At 38.6% G+C, this 17,157-nt stretch carries 6 protein-coding genes; 5 read left to right on the top strand and 1 reads right to left on the bottom strand.

Features of this window, described 5'->3' with window-relative positions; genetic code table 11:
- Positions 1–591 precede the first annotated feature (591 nt).
- Entirely contained in the window at positions 592–1,917 is a 1,326-nt protein-coding gene (locus IEX65_RS00710; RefSeq protein WP_188763644.1) for a cytochrome-c peroxidase, read from the bottom strand.
- Between the two features lie 363 nt (positions 1,918–2,280).
- Here IEX65_RS00710 and IEX65_RS00705 point away from each other — a divergent pair, with 363 nt between their 5' ends.
- The 5 genes from IEX65_RS00705 to IEX65_RS00685 all read left to right on the top strand — a co-directional run bounded on the left by IEX65_RS00705 (position 2,281) and on the right by IEX65_RS00685 (position 17,147).
- Positions 2,281–4,179: a helix-turn-helix domain-containing protein gene (locus IEX65_RS00705; RefSeq protein WP_188763642.1), complete on the top strand. Its 1,899-nt coding sequence runs from the start codon at positions 2,281–2,283 to the stop codon at positions 4,177–4,179.
- Between the two features lie 256 nt (positions 4,180–4,435).
- Positions 4,436–4,960 carry a nuclear transport factor 2 family protein gene (locus tag IEX65_RS00700; RefSeq protein ID WP_188763640.1) on the top strand — a complete coding sequence of 175 codons (525 nt, stop codon included), beginning with the start codon at positions 4,436–4,438 and terminating at the stop codon, positions 4,958–4,960.
- A gap of 13 nt (positions 4,961–4,973) precedes the next feature.
- On the top strand, positions 4,974–5,294 hold the full coding sequence (locus IEX65_RS00695) for a LytR/AlgR family response regulator transcription factor (protein ID WP_188763638.1): 321 nt from the start codon (positions 4,974–4,976) through the stop codon (positions 5,292–5,294).
- 71 nt (positions 5,295–5,365) lie between these two features.
- Positions 5,366–15,958, top strand: coding sequence for a choice-of-anchor D domain-containing protein (locus IEX65_RS00690; protein WP_188763636.1), 10,593 nt, complete (start codon positions 5,366–5,368; stop codon positions 15,956–15,958).
- Between the two features lie 610 nt (positions 15,959–16,568).
- Positions 16,569–17,147 (top strand): ankyrin repeat domain-containing protein, encoded by a 579-nt coding sequence (locus IEX65_RS00685; RefSeq protein WP_229250462.1) that lies wholly within the window; start codon positions 16,569–16,571, stop codon positions 17,145–17,147.
- The last annotated feature ends 10 nt before the right edge of the window (positions 17,148–17,157 follow it).

The raw sequence follows: 17,157 nt of genomic DNA, 5'->3' as shown, positions 1-17,157 counted from the left end.
TTACCATTAGTTAATACCAAAGCAGAATAAAATATTTTTGAGTTTCGGTTTTGAAGAGATATATAAACAAAATTACTCTAATTTTTTGTGACCTCCTCTTCTCCTGCGGGAGAAGAGGAAAGGAAGGAGGGCTTGTTACTACGAAAACACCCTCACCCTTTCACCCCCTCTCCCACGGGAGAGGGAGGAACACGCTATGGAAGTTCAAAGAAACTTTATTGATAGTATCTGATGTTACGCAGAGCCATCGGCTCGATTGATTTTGTAGCCGTCGATTTTAATCGATGGTAGTAATTATAAGGGTAAATCAAGTTCCATCGGAACGATACATTTATTATATGGGTCGTTTATTATATGGGTCGTTCCGATGGAACTCTAACAAACTATGTACATCGTTTTACCATCGATTAAAATCGACGGCTACAAAATGAGACAATCCTACGGATTTTTAGAAAATTTGCGTAACATCAGATTTATGTTAACACCTAAAAATTTCGCCATTTTTTTGTTAGAACTAAAAAAAGCATAGCTTAGTGCCATTCCGACAAAAGCTATGCTCAAGTAAGTAAAATATATTGAAGGGTATGTGTTTTATTGACAAGTGCTAATCTGGGCTTTAAATACACTCCCAGTTTTAGCTTCAAACGAAGGATTCAGAATAATGGCTTTGCCAGAAACAAGGTTTACAGTACTACCACTTTGCACTTGTGTGCTGCTACCATCTTGCACTAAAATAGCATTGCTCGACTGAAAACCACCCGAATTGATTGTACCCGTAAAACTTAGATTAGTCTGACAAAACGGGTTACTCCAACGTGCTTCGGTTGCTACACTATTATCGGTTAAGGTTCTCATAAAGGCCACTAAGGCGTTTTTCTGAGCAGTCGAGAAGTTTAATCTTATGGGGTTGCCGTTGGCATCTTTCAAAATACCCGAAAGATTGGGGTGAGCCTGAATACCACTATTGTAATGCTCAACCACTTGTTCGAGGGTAGTAAATCGGCCATCGTGCATGTAGGGGGCAGTAAGTTCGATGTTTCGGATACTTGAATTTTTGAAATGTCCTATTAAGTTGGGCCTGATGGGTGCAACACCACCAACGCCTAAATCGGTAGTTGAAGTGAGGTCAATTCCGTTGTTTTCGGGTCTGGCACTTACAAAGGCTTCTGTACCATGACAGCCCGCACAACCTCCGCCCCCTTGCGGAATTGGCGTGAAGAATAACTGCTTTCCTTGATTTTCTTGAGCTGTAAAATTTGCAAAAGGCTGGTTAGGATTGTTTACAGCAGCTCGACCAATATCATATTTACTTTGATAGCTCACGATACTTCTTACAAATTGAGCCAAAGCCTTTGAAATTCTATCGTTAGTAATAGAATTATCTCCAAAAGCATTGATAAATAGTTGATTATAGTAAGGTTGCTCGCTCACTCTTTCCGAAATTTGAGCAGCAGTCAAACCCATTTCTACGGTGTTTTGTAGAGGTTGAAGCACTTGGTCTTCAAGCGTGGCGGCTCTTTCATCCCAGAAAAAACGCCCACGTTGATAGTACCGAGCATTCAGAACGGTCATGCCGTGGCGGTCGGTTGTACCTCCAGCAAAACCTATGCTTAGCGTGCGAGAATCGCTGAAACCTTCGCTTTGTTTGTGGCACGAAGCACACGAAACAGTTCGGTTAATACTTAGGTTTTTATCATAAAAAAGTACACGCCCGAGTGTTGCTCCATGATTGGTGATAGGGTTGGTGGCGGGAGTGTTATCTATCGGATTGACATTATTGGCATAGTAGTTGGGTAACGAAACACTATATTCATAAGGAGTGGCTGGTAGGTTTAGGTAGTCGGTAGTGGTTATTGTTTTTGAGGCAACAAACAAAAAGAAAATAACAGAGCCAAAGAGTAATTTTTTAAGATTCATACGTATAGGTTTTATGGCTTTTGATGTTTAAAGGAGCTAATGGTTTAACGAGTTTTTGTTTAGATGCTTTATTTAAAGTTTTCTTGCGGTCATAGTCGAGCTTTTGTGAAAAGATATGATTTCTTAAAAATTGAAATATAGATACTATTAAAATTCCAATGCTGATTAATACGGCTTTTCTGAGGTATCTGCTTAAACCCTTGCTGAAAATAAAATTTATCGGTATTCATCGTATTTATTGAGTTTGATAGAAAAAAAGAATGATTTGCTCGATTAAGAGTGAAATGTTTGTTCGCTTTATACTTATATTTGTAACCCAAGTAACCCTATTATAATTGAGTGAAGCTTTAACGCTTATTTTGAATGTCAGAGAAGTTTAACAATACAGAAGTAGTTTTATTGGACAAAGTCAACCAACTGATTGATGATAATCTTGGGAACGAGTCGTTTTCTTCAGATACTATTTGTAAAGAATTTGGACTAAGTCGGTCGCAACTTTTTAGATTAATCAAGGAATCTTCAGACCTTTCTATTTCGCTGTATATTCGCCAGCGAAAGCTTCAAAAAGCTAAGGAATTATTGCTAAATTCGGAACTGAAGATTTCCGAGATTACCTATGCCGTGGGCATTGATTCTCCTCAGAGTTTTAGTAAATACTTTACGGAAACTTATGGTGTAAGCCCCACTGAATATCGAAAAAACAAAGATAAACTCATTGTTCAGAATTATAATCAAAATACTGATAGTGAGATAATTACAGAAAAACGTGTTTCTAAAAAGTCATTTAATAAAAATTGGCTTTGGGTAATTCCTATTTTATTAATTTTATTTTCGAGCATCTACTTTTTTCAAAATAATACTACTACAAATAATCAATTAAATACCGATAATTCGATTGCCATTTTACCTTTTAAAAACATCGGGAATATTGACAATTCGTTTTTTGCAGAGGGTTTGATGGAGCAAGTTCATTCGTCGCTTACTTTACTCAAAAAACTCAAAGTTATCTCAAAAAACTCTTCTTCTCAATTCAAAGATTCTCCAAAAACGATTCCCCAAATTGCCAACGAACTCCAAGTAACCTATATTTTAGATGGCACCATTAAGCAAGTTGGTTCAAAATTATTGGTCAGTATTGAGTTGGTGAAGGCAAAAGAGGACAGAACGATTTGGATTAAAAGTTTTGAAGCTGAAACTAATGATGTTATTGGTATCACAAATAAAATAACAAAAGAAATTGTAGAGGTATTGCATGAGCAATTGAGCGATATTGATACCAAACAATTGAATAAGATTCAGACAACAAACACGGAGGCATACAATGAATACTTGCAGGGGAGACAACTATTGGCTACCCGAACCAAAGAAAAAATGATAGCAAGTTTAGAAAAAATGGATAGGGCAATTGCTTTAGACCCGAGTTTTGCCGATGCTTACGCCAGTAAGGCGAGTGTTTATTTTTTTCTTGGTAATTTGAACTATATAAACATAGATTCAAGTTTTAGAATGGCAGAGCAAGAGGCATTAGAGGCAATCAGAATAGATGTTGCCAATGCTGAGGCCTATGGCTTACTGGCGGCTATTTATCAGGACCAACACAAATGGGAACAAGCCAATACTACCTTTCAGATTGCTCTCAGATGTAATCCCAACAATGCACAGGTAAATTATTGGTATAGTCTGATGTTACGCTCCTTTGGTATGTTGGACGAGGCATTAGAGTATAGTACCAAAGCACTTTCATTAGACCCACTTTCTCCAGTCATTTTGGCAGGACACATCAGGAATTGTTCGTACTCCAATAAAATAGCATTAGCCAATGAAGCTATCAAAAAAGGTGAACTTTTATTTAATGATTCTTATCTGTTCTATTGGAGTACAGGTTATCATTACCTTCATATTAAAGACTATCCCAAGGCATTGTCTGATTTGACCAAAGCTCAAAAACTTAATCCAACTGTGAAAGGTGTAAATGCAGCTATTGCCTACACGCAAGCCTGTATGGGGCAAGATGCTGCCGCTAAAACCTACTTGGCTAATTTACCCAATATGCCCGAGAACTATACGTATTTTGCTATGGTATATGCTGGACTCAAAGACAAAGAAAATAGTTTCAAATACCTTGAGCAAATGGCTACTTTAAAGCAAATACCACTTGATATAAAAGTATCACCTTTCTTCAGATACTTAGATGGCGACAAACGATTTAATGAATTATTGAAACGCTTTGGCTTGCTTGATGTGAAGGTAGAAGTGGAGTAGAAAAGGTGAAAAATATGCTGTAAAAAAAGATTTTTGAAGTTGGTTGAGAGGGTTTTCTCAACCAACTTTTTTTATTTTGAAAAATCCCCTAATCTGAATGATGCAAGGCCTCTTTTTGGGACAAAATTTACACATTTGGTCAAATAACACAAGTTTTGGTCAAATAACCTAAGTTTTTGGTCAAATATACTAACATAGAAAATTTAATCTTCCCGAACTTTGTCACATCAATTTCATAAAAAACAGCATGAAAACGATGCGACGATTCATCTTTTTTACCCTCAAAAAAATCTTACTGATGGGCTTGCTTTTTGCCTGTCAGAGACAAGAAAATTCGAGCAATAACGACCTCAGTATTGCTACTCAAAACTATGCCGTATTGGCCGAAAAAACTATCAGCTACCAAGCTGATTTTGATTTGGATGCTTGGAGCAAAATGCTGGCCGATGATGTGCAGTTTGAACTACCCGATGACACTACTCAGCCCAGCTTGGTGGGCAGAGCTGCGGCCATAGCAGCATGGCAAAAGTGGAGAGATGTGAATAAAATTCAATCGCTGAAATTTTCGAGGTTTACTCAGATTCCCATCAGTAGTCAGAAGGCCATGAAGTTCTCAGATTTGTCAGGAGTGTATGTTTTCTCACTTTTTAGTGGAACGGTTCGCTACACCGATGGCCGCACGGCCGACCTAAAAATGAACTACTGCTTTCATTTTAACGAAGCCAAAATGATAGATAGATATTATGTCTTTCATGACAAGATAAATTTTACTAAAAACTAAACAACCAAAAGCTATGGAAAATGTGATAAGTATCGGAGGTCGAAAAAAAGTTTCTCCTTCAGAAGTGGTCTATTTTGAAGCTGATGTTAATTACACCCGTGTACACTTTGAGAATGGAGAAAAACTACTGGTTTCTACTAACCTAAAAGTAATCGAAGAACGCTTTGCCGAGTGTAAGTACTTCTTTCGCCCGAACCGCTCTTTTTTTATCAACCTGCATTATGTCGAATTTGAGGCATCTTACTCGATACTCAGAATCAAAGACCAAGAGTCGGTTTTGGTTTCGAGACGAAAGAAGCCTTTACTAATAAATGCATTGGATAAAATTAACTGATTTTGAATAATTAAGTGACAACTCAACTATAACTAATTGACTAACAAAATAATCTAATTCCAAAAAATACGATGAACACAAAGTTTAGAACCTATTTAAATCTACTTTTTTTGCTGTTTTGGCTGAATGTCGAAGGATTTAGCCAAGCCCAAACGAAACCCAAACTATTTATATTCTATGCCGATTACTGCGGGTATTGCAAGAAAATGCACCAAGCGTTTGAGCAAAACAAAGCTTTTCTTGATTCGATGAATGTACGATATGACGTACAAGAAATAGAAATACAATCGCTTAATGGAAAACCAGTTGCACAAAAATGGGGTGTTTCGGCAGTTCCAACACTAATTGTGCAGGAGAATGATGGAAATGTTAGAAAAATTAATGGTTTTTCAACGCTCGAAAAACTCAGCAGTAATTTATTTGATTTGCCAATTCAGAGCAAATTTATTGATGCTTCAGCAAAGTCAAAAGCTGATTATATACCTTATTGTGGCAGTGCGATTCGTGACGCTGGCGAACAATGCGATGACGGAAATACGGCATCGGGTGATGGGTGCAGTGCTACTTGCCAAATAGAAATAAATTATAGTTGTAGCGGTGCACCAAGTGTATGTACAGCAGGTTGTGGGAATGGTGTAAAAGCGGGTAATGAACAATGTGATGATGGTAATAGTAATAATACCGATGGTTGTACAAATTATTGCGAATTGGACGTAGATAGAGATGGCGTTGGTGATAGAATTGATAACTGCCTTACAATTGCAAATTCTAATCAATTAGATACAGATGGCGATGGATTTGGTGATGTTTGTGATGCTTGTCCGACATTTGCAGGAAGTCGGTTATACGTAAATTTTATGGCCACCACAGGCTTAAATAACGGGTCAAGTTGGACCAACGCCTATAATGATTTACAGACAGCTTTGACTTTTGCACGAAATAATACTTGTATAACCGAAATCTGGGTAGCCAAAGGTACTTACAAGCCGGGAACTTTTCGTAATAGTGCATTTAGCATGATAAATAACGTAACCATTTATGGAGGATTTAGTGGAAATGAAACGTTACTTTCACAAAGAAATTGGGTAACAAACGAAACGATTTTGAGCGGAGATATTGGTACATTAAATAATAATTCTGACAATAGTTATCATGTAGTTAGCAATGGTAACCTCAATAATACTGCAAAATTAGATGGTGTAATTATTACTGATGGAAATGCTAATGTTTTCGGTACGAATTCGTTATGGGGTGGGGGAGTTCTTAATAATGGGATTTGTAGCCCAGTTTTCACAAACTGTATCATCAGAAATAACACCGCAATTTACGGTGGTGGGGTAATGCACATTGGAACAACAACCGCATCCACCCCAACATTTATCAATTGCCTATTTTATAATAATCAAGCTATTGGCTATAGTGGTAATTCTACTGGTGGTGATGGAGCAGCGATGAGGGCTCATGGAAACTCTCAAGTGCAATTAATAAACTGTACGTTTGCCAATAACTCAGCCTTGAACTCAGGTAGAGGGGGGGCTCTATACACTGAGATTTCCAACGGTTCACCTAACGTTACTGCAAAAAACTGCATTTTTTGGGGTAATACGTCGGTCTCACCAGTAAGTCAAATTTATATTTCTAATTCTACTCTAAATGTTTCAAATAGTATTTTAGAAGGAGGGCTTGGTGCCATTATTTTAGTCAATAACGGAACTTTAAGTGATGGAGGAAATAATCTTTCTTCTGACCCACTTTTTGTGGATGCCGCCAATAGTAATTTTAGGTTACAAGTTTGTTCGCCAGCGTTAAATGTAGGGAGTAATGCCGCCAATACAACTACAATTGACTTGGGAGGAAACCAACGTTTATTTGGGTCAACGATTGATTTAGGGGCGTATGAGTCGCAAACGGCAAATCAACCCCAGAAAATCAATGTTAAAGGGAATACTATTTCAATAGCGAATGGAGATGGCAGTCCGTCATTAGCCGACCACACAGAGTTTGGGTCAGTAGCTATTGGAAGTAGTAAGATAAGAACTTTTACCATCGAAAATACGGGAAATTGTGACCTAATCATTCCCGCAAATGCGTTTTCTATGGGCGGTACAAGTTCAGTAGATTTCAGTATCGGTGGAATTACTCTCCCAGCTACAATTTCGGCGAATAGCTCTACTACATTTACTGTTAACTTCACCCCTTCGGTTACAGGATTGAGATATGTGGGGCTGAATATTGACAACAATGATACACATTATGCTTATGGTATTCAAGGTACTGGGGTTAATCCAAGTTCTGATATTAGTGTTTCAATGACCGATGGTGTAACAATAGCAACACCTGGAAATAATGTTACTTATACTATAACTGTAACTAATAATGGGCCAGATAATGCCAACAACGTAACAGTTGCCAATCTATTCCCTGCAAGCTTAACAAATATTTCTTGGACGGCGGTAGCCACCAATGGAGCAACAGGAACAACCAGTGGAACTGGAAATATTAACACCAATTTAGTAATGCCTGCGGGTTCAACCTTTACTTTTACAGTAACTGCTACTGTTTCTCCATCTGCAACGGGTACATTATCAAATACCGTTACTGTAGCTCAAGCTGGAGACCCGAATGCAGCCAATAATAGTGCCACAGATACCGACACTTTATCACCAAGTGCCAACTTGTCAATTTCAATAACTGATGGGCTTACTTCTGTTAGTCCAGGTTCGCAGGTAACCTATACTATTGTAGCTTCCAATGCTGGGCCATCAAATGCTTCTGGAAATGATGTAGCTGTTACTTTTCCTGCATCGCTTTCAGGGGTTTCGTGGTCTGGAATTAGCTCTGGTGGGGCTTCTATATCCGGAACTTCTACTGGTACTGGTAATATAAACAAAACTGTTAATTTGCCTGTAGGTAGTTCGATAACTTTCACAGCAACAGGAACACTGATAAATACGGCCACTGGAAATTTATCTACAACAGCAACGATTGCTGCGGGAGCAGGAATTACAGACCCAGTTCCAGGTAATAATTCGGCTAATGATACTGACATAATTACGCCGATTCCAGAAATAAATGTAAAAGGCAATGGTACTTCAATCGTAAGTGGCAATACAAGCCCTTCTACCACTGACCATACTGATTTTGGTTCAGTATTGGTTACTTCTGGAACAATTGTTAGAACCTTTACGATTGAAAATTTAGGTGGAGCCAATTTATTATTAAATGGCTCACCGCAAGTCTCTATTAGTGGCACAAATGCCGCTGATTTTGCTGTAACAGCCTTACCTACCTCACCAGTGGTGGCTTCAGGAAGTACAACTTTTCAAGTTACTTTCGACCCTTCGGCGGCAGGAACAAGAACAGCCATTATTAGTATAGCAAATGATGATTCTGATGAGAATCCTTATGTATTTTCAATTCAAGGAATAGGCTCAAATCCTACTATTTCAATCAATAATGATATTTCGTTAAATGAAGGACTTTCGGGAACTACCGCTTTTGACTTTACGGTAAGTTTGTCTTCTCCCGCAGGCCCAGGAGGTGTATCATTTGATATTAGAACTGTTGATGGAACAGCCTCAGGTGGTTTTGATTACGTTTCGAAATCGCTCACTGCCCAAACTATACCTGAAGGAAGTAGCAACTATACGTTTACGGTACTGGTCAATGGCGATGCTACATTTGAAGGTGATGAAACTTTTTTTGTAAATATCACGAATGTAACAGGAGCGACTATTGGTCGAAGTGCAGGTACAGGTACTATTATTAACGACGATTGTTTGCCACCAAATCCTCCAACTGCCCTTTCGATAAGTTCAGCTACCGTCTGCCAAGGCACAAGCGTAAATTTACAAGCTACTTGTACAAACGGAACTGTAAACTGGTATAATTCATCAACGGGTGGTACTGCTCTCGGCACGGGAAGTTCATTTAGTTATACTGCTCCAGTGGGAGCAAACCAAACGTTTTATGCCAGTTGTAAAACTGCTACTTGTGAGAGTGCTTTGATGGCAACGAGTAATACATTGATGGTAAATAATGCACCCACTCGCCTCTACGTTAACGCCTCAGCCACCGCAGGAGCAAATACAGGTTTAGATTGGGCAAATGCCTTTACTGATTTACAGTCAGCTTTGAATTATCCTTGTAAAACTAATTTGACCGAAATCTGGGTAGCCAAAGGTACGTACAAGCCCCATGCTTCCGACCGCAATGTAGCATTTGTGATGCTACCGAATGTGAAAATTTATGGTGGATTCCCGAACACTGGCAACCCAACGATGACTGAAAGAAACTGGACAGTCAACCCAACTATTTTAAGTGGAGATTTGAATGGTAATGATGTGATAACTGGCTCAGGGGCTACTTTGAGTATTACTGGTAATGGTGAGAATAGTTTACATGTTATTTTAAATGCCAGTAACGGTCTGACAACAAGCAATTCACTTTTGGATGGGTTTACGATTACTGGAGGGAATAGTAACACTAATGGTGGCGGTATGTCAAATGAGGGCTCTTCTCCAAGCCTTAGTAATGTTATTTTTTCAGCAAACAGTGCCTCAAACGGTGGAGGTATTTTTAATCAAGGTTCTTCGCCATCTCTTAAAAATGTTCAATTTTATCAAAATAAGGCATTTTTCGGTGGCGGAATTTTTAATAATAACTCTTCACCAAGCTTAGTTAACGGTCTATTTTCGGCGAATAATGCTTCACTTGGTGGGGGGGGTATATTTAATGTTGCATCTACTACAAACCTAAGTAATGTGACATTCTCGGGAAATAATGCAAATAATGGCGGTGCTGTTTATAATGATTATTTAACCAATACGGTTGTAAAAAACTCTGTGTTTTGGGGGAATTCTGCTGCGGGTAATAGTAATACAACAGGTGCTGACATTGTAAATATGAGTGCACAAAGTTCTCCTGCAATTACACTTGTAAATAATACCACATTGCAATTGATAAATAATGCCACAAACTACCCAACTACTGGTAATAATAAGTTCCAATTTAGCGATGTTAATAATATTCTCTTTGCCCAAGACCCACTTTTTGCCAACGCCGCTAATCCAGCAGGAGCAGATGGCATTTTTGGTACTAATGATGATGGTTTAATCCTTACCGCTTGTAGCCCTGCACTCAATGTTGGTGATAATACAGGCGTTGCAAGTACAGATATCATTGGCAACCCACGTATTTTCAATACAACAGTAGATTTAGGGGCGTACGAATTGCAAGGAGCAGCTCTAACTTCACCTATGCGTCTGTACGTAAACGCCGCTTCCACTACAGGAGCTAATACGGGTTTAGATTGGGCAAATGCCTTTACGGACCTACAATCGGCATTAAATTATACTTGCAAAACTAATTTGACCGAAATCTGGGTGGCCAAAGGTACATACAAACCCCATGCTTCCGACCGCAATGTAGCATTTGTGATGCTACCGAATGTAAAAATATATGGTGGTTTTCCGAACACTGGCAACCCAACAATGGCCGAAAGAAATTGGACGACGAACCCAACCATTCTGAGTGGTGATTTGAATGGTAATGATGTGGTAACTGGCTCAGGGGCTACTTTGAGTATTACTGGTAATGGTGAGAATAGCTATCATGTGATTTATAATAACAGTAATGGATTAACAAACAGTAACTCTCTTTTAGATGGTTTTACTATTACAGGAGGGTATGCGAACGGTGGTTATGTTAATGATAGTGATTATGGGGCTGGAATGTATAATAATAATTCTTCTCCGAGTCTCAATAATATTACTTTTTCGGGGAATAAAGTTTATAATAGTGGAGGTGGGATGTACAATATTAATCAGTCTTCCCCGAAACTCAACAATGTTTATTTTTTGAGGAATAATTCTAATGCTAATGGCGGTGGGATGTTTAATTTTAGTTCTTCTCCGAGCCTTAACAATGTAACTTTTTTTGGAAACAGTGCTTCCAATAATGGTACTTATGGTGCCAATGGTGGTGGAATGGGTAATTATGCTTCCTCCCCGACTCTAACTAATGTTATTTTTTCGAGGAATAATGCCATTAATGTAGGCGGTGGGATGTATAATGCTCTATCTTCCCCAATCCTCATTAATCTTACTTTTTCGGAGAACAGTGCTACTTATAATGGCGGTGGAATGTATAATTTCGTTAGCGGCTCTCCAACCATTAAAAATAGTATCTTTTGGGGCAATACCAAAGGAGGTAATGCCACAATTGCAGGAGCAGACATTCTAAATAATGGTCCTACAGTTACTGTCAGCAATTCTTTACTGCAATTAGCTAATAATACGACTAACTACCCAAGCAGTTTTACTTTTTCAGGCACAAATAATCTTTTTGCACAAGACCCACTTTTTGCCAACGCCACCAACCCAGCAGGAACAGATGGTATATTTGGAACAAATGATGATGGCTTATTGCTTCTTGCTTGCTCACCAGCCGTAAATACAGGTGATAATACAGCCAATACAAACACCACAGATTTAGCAGGAAACCAACGTATTTTCAATACAACCATTGACATGGGAGCGTATGAATTGCAAAGTTCGCCAATTACTGCTCCCACAGCTGTTTCGATAAGCCAAACAACAGTTTGCCAAGGCACAAGTGTAAACTTGCAAGCAACTTGCACGAGTGGAACTGTCAATTGGTATAATTCTGCAACGGGTGGTACTGCTCTCGGCACGGGTAGTTCATTTAGTTATACTGCTCCAGTGGGGGCAAATCAAACTTTTTATGCCAGTTGTAAGGATGCTACTTGTGAGACGGCTTTGGTGGCAACGAGTAATACAATTACAGTAAATGCTAAACCAAGTGTACCAACAATTACACCACCAACAAACACGGTTATCTGTTCACCAAATACGTTAACCTTAACGGCAACTTGTGCAAGTGGAACGGTTGTTTGGTCAAATAATTCAACGGGTACAAGTTTGACACTTAATTCAGTTGGCACATATTCAGTATCAGCTAAATGTGTGTTGAATGGTTGCGAATCAGACGCCAGTTCGACAACAAACTTAGAAATCAAAGCCAAACCAAGTGTTCCAACCATTACACCACCAAGCCAATTAGTGGTATGTTCTCCAAGTAATTTGACTTTAACGGCAAACTGTTCAACTGGAACGGTCCTTTGGTCGAATAATTCAACAGGCACGAGTTTGACGCTTAATTCAGTTGAAACATATTCAATATCTGCCAAATGCGTGCTGAATGGTTGTGAATCAGACCCAAGTTCTACAACGAATTTGGAAATCAAAGCTAAACCAGCCACTCCGACCATTACACCGCCAAGTCAATTAGTGGTGTGTTCTCCAACAAGTTTGACATTAACGGCAACTTGTGCGATTGGAAATGTATTATGGTCGAATAATTCGACAGGTACGAGTTTGACGCTTAATTCAGTCGGAACATATTCAATATCAGCGAAATGCACCTTAAATGGTTGTGATTCTGACCAAAGTTCAATAACGAATTTAGAAATCAAAGCTAAACCAGCCACTCCGACCATTACGCCACCAAGTCAATTAGTGGTTTGTTCTCCAAGTACTTTGACATTAACGGCAACTTGTGCAACTGGAACGGTGCTTTGGTCGAATAATTCGACTGGCACGAGTTTGACGCTTAATTCAGTCGGCACATACTCAATATCAGCTAAATGTGTATTGAATGGTTGTGAATCAGACGCCAGTTCTACAACGAATTTGGAAATCAAAGCTAAACCAAGTGTGCCGACTATTACACCACCAAGCCAATTAGTTGTTTGTTCTCCTACAAATTTGACATTAACGGCTACTTGTGTAACAGGAAATGTAGTTTGGTCGAATAATTCAACAGGTACGAGTTTGACGCTTTCAGCAGTTGGAACATACGCAATATCAGCGAAATGTACGTTAAATGGTTGTGAATCAGACCCAAGTTCTACAACGAATTTAGAAATAAAAGCTAAACCAAGTGTGCCGACCATTACGCCACCAAGTCAATTAGTGGTTTGTTCTCCAACAAGTTTGACTTTAACTGCTAACTGCATGACAGGCACCGTTTTATGGTCGAATAATTCAACAGGTACGAGTTTGACGCTTTCAGCAGTTGGAACTTATGCGATTTCAGCAAAATGTACATTGAATGGTTGTGATTCCGACCCAAGTTTGACAACGAGTTTAGAAATAAAAGCCAAACCAAGTGTGCCGACTATAACGCCACCAAGTCAATTAGTAGTATGTTCACCAACAAGTTTGACTTTAACGGCAACTTGTGCAAGTGGAACGGTACTTTGGTCGGATAATTCAACAGGTACGAGTTTGACAGTTTCAGCAGTTGGAACTTATGCGATTTCAGCAAAATGTACCTTGAATGGTTGTGATTCTGACCCAAGTTCGACAACGAGTTTAGAAATAAAAGCCAAACCAAGTGTGCCGACTATAACGCCACCAAGTCAATTAGTAGTATGTTCACCAACAAGTTTGACTTTAACGGCAACTTGTGCAAGTGGAACAGTACTATGGTCGAATAATTCGACTGGCACGAGTTTGACACTTAATTCAGTTGGAACATATTCAATATCAGCAAAATGTACCTTGAATGGTTGTGATTCTGACCCAAGTTCGGTAACGAATTTAGAAATCAAAGCCAAACCAAGTGTGCCGACCATTACGCCACCAATTCAATTAGTGGTTTGTTCTCCAACAAGTTTGACTTTAACGGCAACTTGTGCGACTGGAAATGTTGTTTGGTCGAATAATTCAACAGGGACAAGTTTGACACTTAATTCAGTTGGAACATATTCTATTTCGGCTAAATGTGTACTAAATGGCTGTGAATCAGACCAAAGTTCTGCTACGAATTTAGAAATCAAAGCCAAACCAAGCGTACCGACTATAACGCCACCAAGTCAATTAGTGGTATGTTCGCCAAGTAATTTGAGTTTAACGGCCAATTGTGCAAGTGGAAATGTAGTTTGGTCGGATAATTCAACTGGTACGAGTTTGACACTTTCAGCAGTGGGAACATATTCAATATCAGCTAAGTGTGTGTCGAATGGTTGCGATTCTGACCAAAGTTCTGCAACGAATTTGGAAATCAAAGCCAAACCAAGTGTTCCGATAATTACGCTACCAAGTCAATTAGTGGTTTGTTCGCCAACTACTTTGACTTTAACGGCAAATTGCACAACAGGAAATGTTGTTTGGTCGAACAATTCAACAGGAACAAGTTTGACGCTTTCGGCCGTTGGAACTTATGCCATTTCCGCAAAATGTACCTTGAACGGTTGTGATTCCGACCAAAGTTCGGCAACCAATTTGGAAATCAAAGCCAAACCGAGTATTCCAACCATTATACCACCAAGTCAATTAGTGGTTTGTTCGCCAACTACTTTGACATTAATGGCAAATTGTGCAAGTGGAAACGTTGTTTGGTCTGATAATTCAACAGGCACGAGTTTGACGCTTTCGGCAGTGGGAACATATTCAATATCAGCTAAGTGTGTGTCGAATGGTTGCGATTCTGACCAAAGTTCGGTAACGAATTTGGAAATCAAAGCACTACCCAATGTTACAGCTACAAATACTGGCCCCTATACAGTCGGACAAAGTATTAGTTTAGTTGGAAGTGGTGGTGGAACTTATAGTTGGACTGGTCCAAATAATTTTAGTAGCACGCAAAGCAGCCCAACCATTCCAAATGCCCTTTCGGTCAATGGTGGAATTTATACTTTGACTGTGGTTGGAGTAAATAGTTGTTCGGCCGCGGCAACGACAAATGTTGTCATCAGTGGCGTTGACCCTTGCGACCCAAGTCGAATCGTTGATTATTTGTATGTAAAAGCAGGGAACCCGCACCAGCCATTATTCAATCTGACTGATGGTATGACTATCAACCAAATTCCTGAGCAGGTTTCGATTTTAGTTACACCATCATTATGTCCATCAGTTACTATCGAAAGTTTTGAGATGAATCTTCAAGGCCCAGAATTCAATTGGAATATTTTACAGAATGTTGCACCTAATGCTCTGTTCGACAATTTTGGCTCAGATATTTGGGGAAGGAGTTTTAAACCAGGTAATTACACCTTGACCGTGACGGGCTATGCCCAAGATAACAAAGGAGGTGGCATCACTTACGGACCAAAAGTTATCCGATTTAAAGTATTGGGTAATCTGACAACGATAAATGCACCAACACTTTCAAAGACCATTATTTGTGCGGGTAGTTCGGTGGATGTAAGTTTTAATACCTCTGGTACTTTCAATATCGGTAATGAATTTAGGGTTGAGTTGTCTGACTCGTCGGGAAGTTTTACTACTCCAGTTTTGATAGGAACCACCAATGCCATAGGCACTTTGAGTTGCACAATTCCACAGAATACAGTTGAAGGAACAAAGTATTTGATTCGAGTATCCTCTTCAAATCAAGTAGTAGTGAGTAATCCAGCGATAAGCCAAGTTACGGTTCACCCGTACAGCTATAATTTGCTAAGCCCAACTGATAATTTGACAGGTACAAAAACTAAAAAAGCTGTAACGAGCATCAATGCGAGTAATAAGGTAACATCACCTGCCAGCGTGAGTTACCAAGCAGGGAAGTCGATTTTACTGACACCTGGTTTTGAATCGGGTGCGGTCTTTAAAGCAGAGATTTTAGGTTGTGAGAATTGATTGATTATCCTCCCACCCCCCATTTCTAATAGATTTGGAGGGTGGGTTATATTTAAAATGTAAATATTCTATTAAAGTTACAATGAAAGGCAAAATAAAATATTGAAAAAATCGAATCGCAATCTTTATTTTATTTAAAAAAATGGTCGTTAAAAAGGAGTTTGGAGAGCATTACTCACCTTTTCTGTCCACTTTTATAGATGTTTTGCTTAAAAATTTTTGAATTATTTTGCCAATAAAAAACTCTACTGTTTTGAGACTTTGCATTCGATTATATTCCGTTCAATCAGCAAAAACTCAAATAGAAGTTCAAAACTCTATGTTTACACGTTAGCCTCGCCTGAAGCAGTAAATCTGCGTTACTATTAATTCTTCTTTTTTCTATCTTACTGTTACAATTTTAGTGAAACTATATTGTGACTTTTATTTATTTACTCGGCCAAGTCGAAAATACTTTTCTTCAAGTTTAATTTGGTAGAACAACTCTAATTTCTCAATTAGCTTTTTGAAATTTTTGTCTGCTTTAAGGAAGTTTCTGTGATATTTCCTCCCATCATGCGAATCATTAGGAAATAATTTTTTAATAATCTTTCAAATAAACATTTAAGAAATGAAACGTTTATTCCTATTCAGACTGAAACAGTCTGCAGCTATGCTATTGCTTATTTTTAACCAAAATACAGCTTTTTGTACAAACATTACTTCTCCCAAAAATGCGTTTGTTAGGAGTCAATCTAAGGAAATTAATATCCACGAGGCAGTAAAGGCAAATAATATTACAGCTGTAAAAAAATACATTTCCCTCAAGAAAAACCTAAATGAAAAAGACCCTATGGGCGGTTCAAGCCCTTTGATTACGGCTTGCTTGTATGATAAAAAGGAAATTGCTCAATTATTAATAAAAGCAGGAGCAGATTTAAACTTTCAAAACAATGATGGTTCAACACCTTTACATGTGGCAGCTTTCTTTTGTAAGCCAGAAATGGTGAAATTACTACTCGCTTATAAAGCCAATAGAACCATTAAAAACAAATATGGAAGTACTGCACTACAAACTGTTTTAGGTTCATTCAAAGATGTAAAACCAATTTATGAACCAATGAAACAAATGCTTGAACCTATGGGTGTGAAGCTCGACCTCGCTTATATTGAAAAAACAAGACCAGTCATTGCCCAAATGTTGAAATAAACTATAAAAA

The organism is Emticicia aquatilis, from assembly GCF_014644295.1.
Lineage (GTDB): Bacteria > Bacteroidota > Bacteroidia > Cytophagales > Spirosomataceae > Emticicia > Emticicia aquatilis.
The sequence above is the reverse complement of the archived record's forward strand: the minus strand, read 5'-3'. Positions and strand labels throughout refer to the sequence as shown.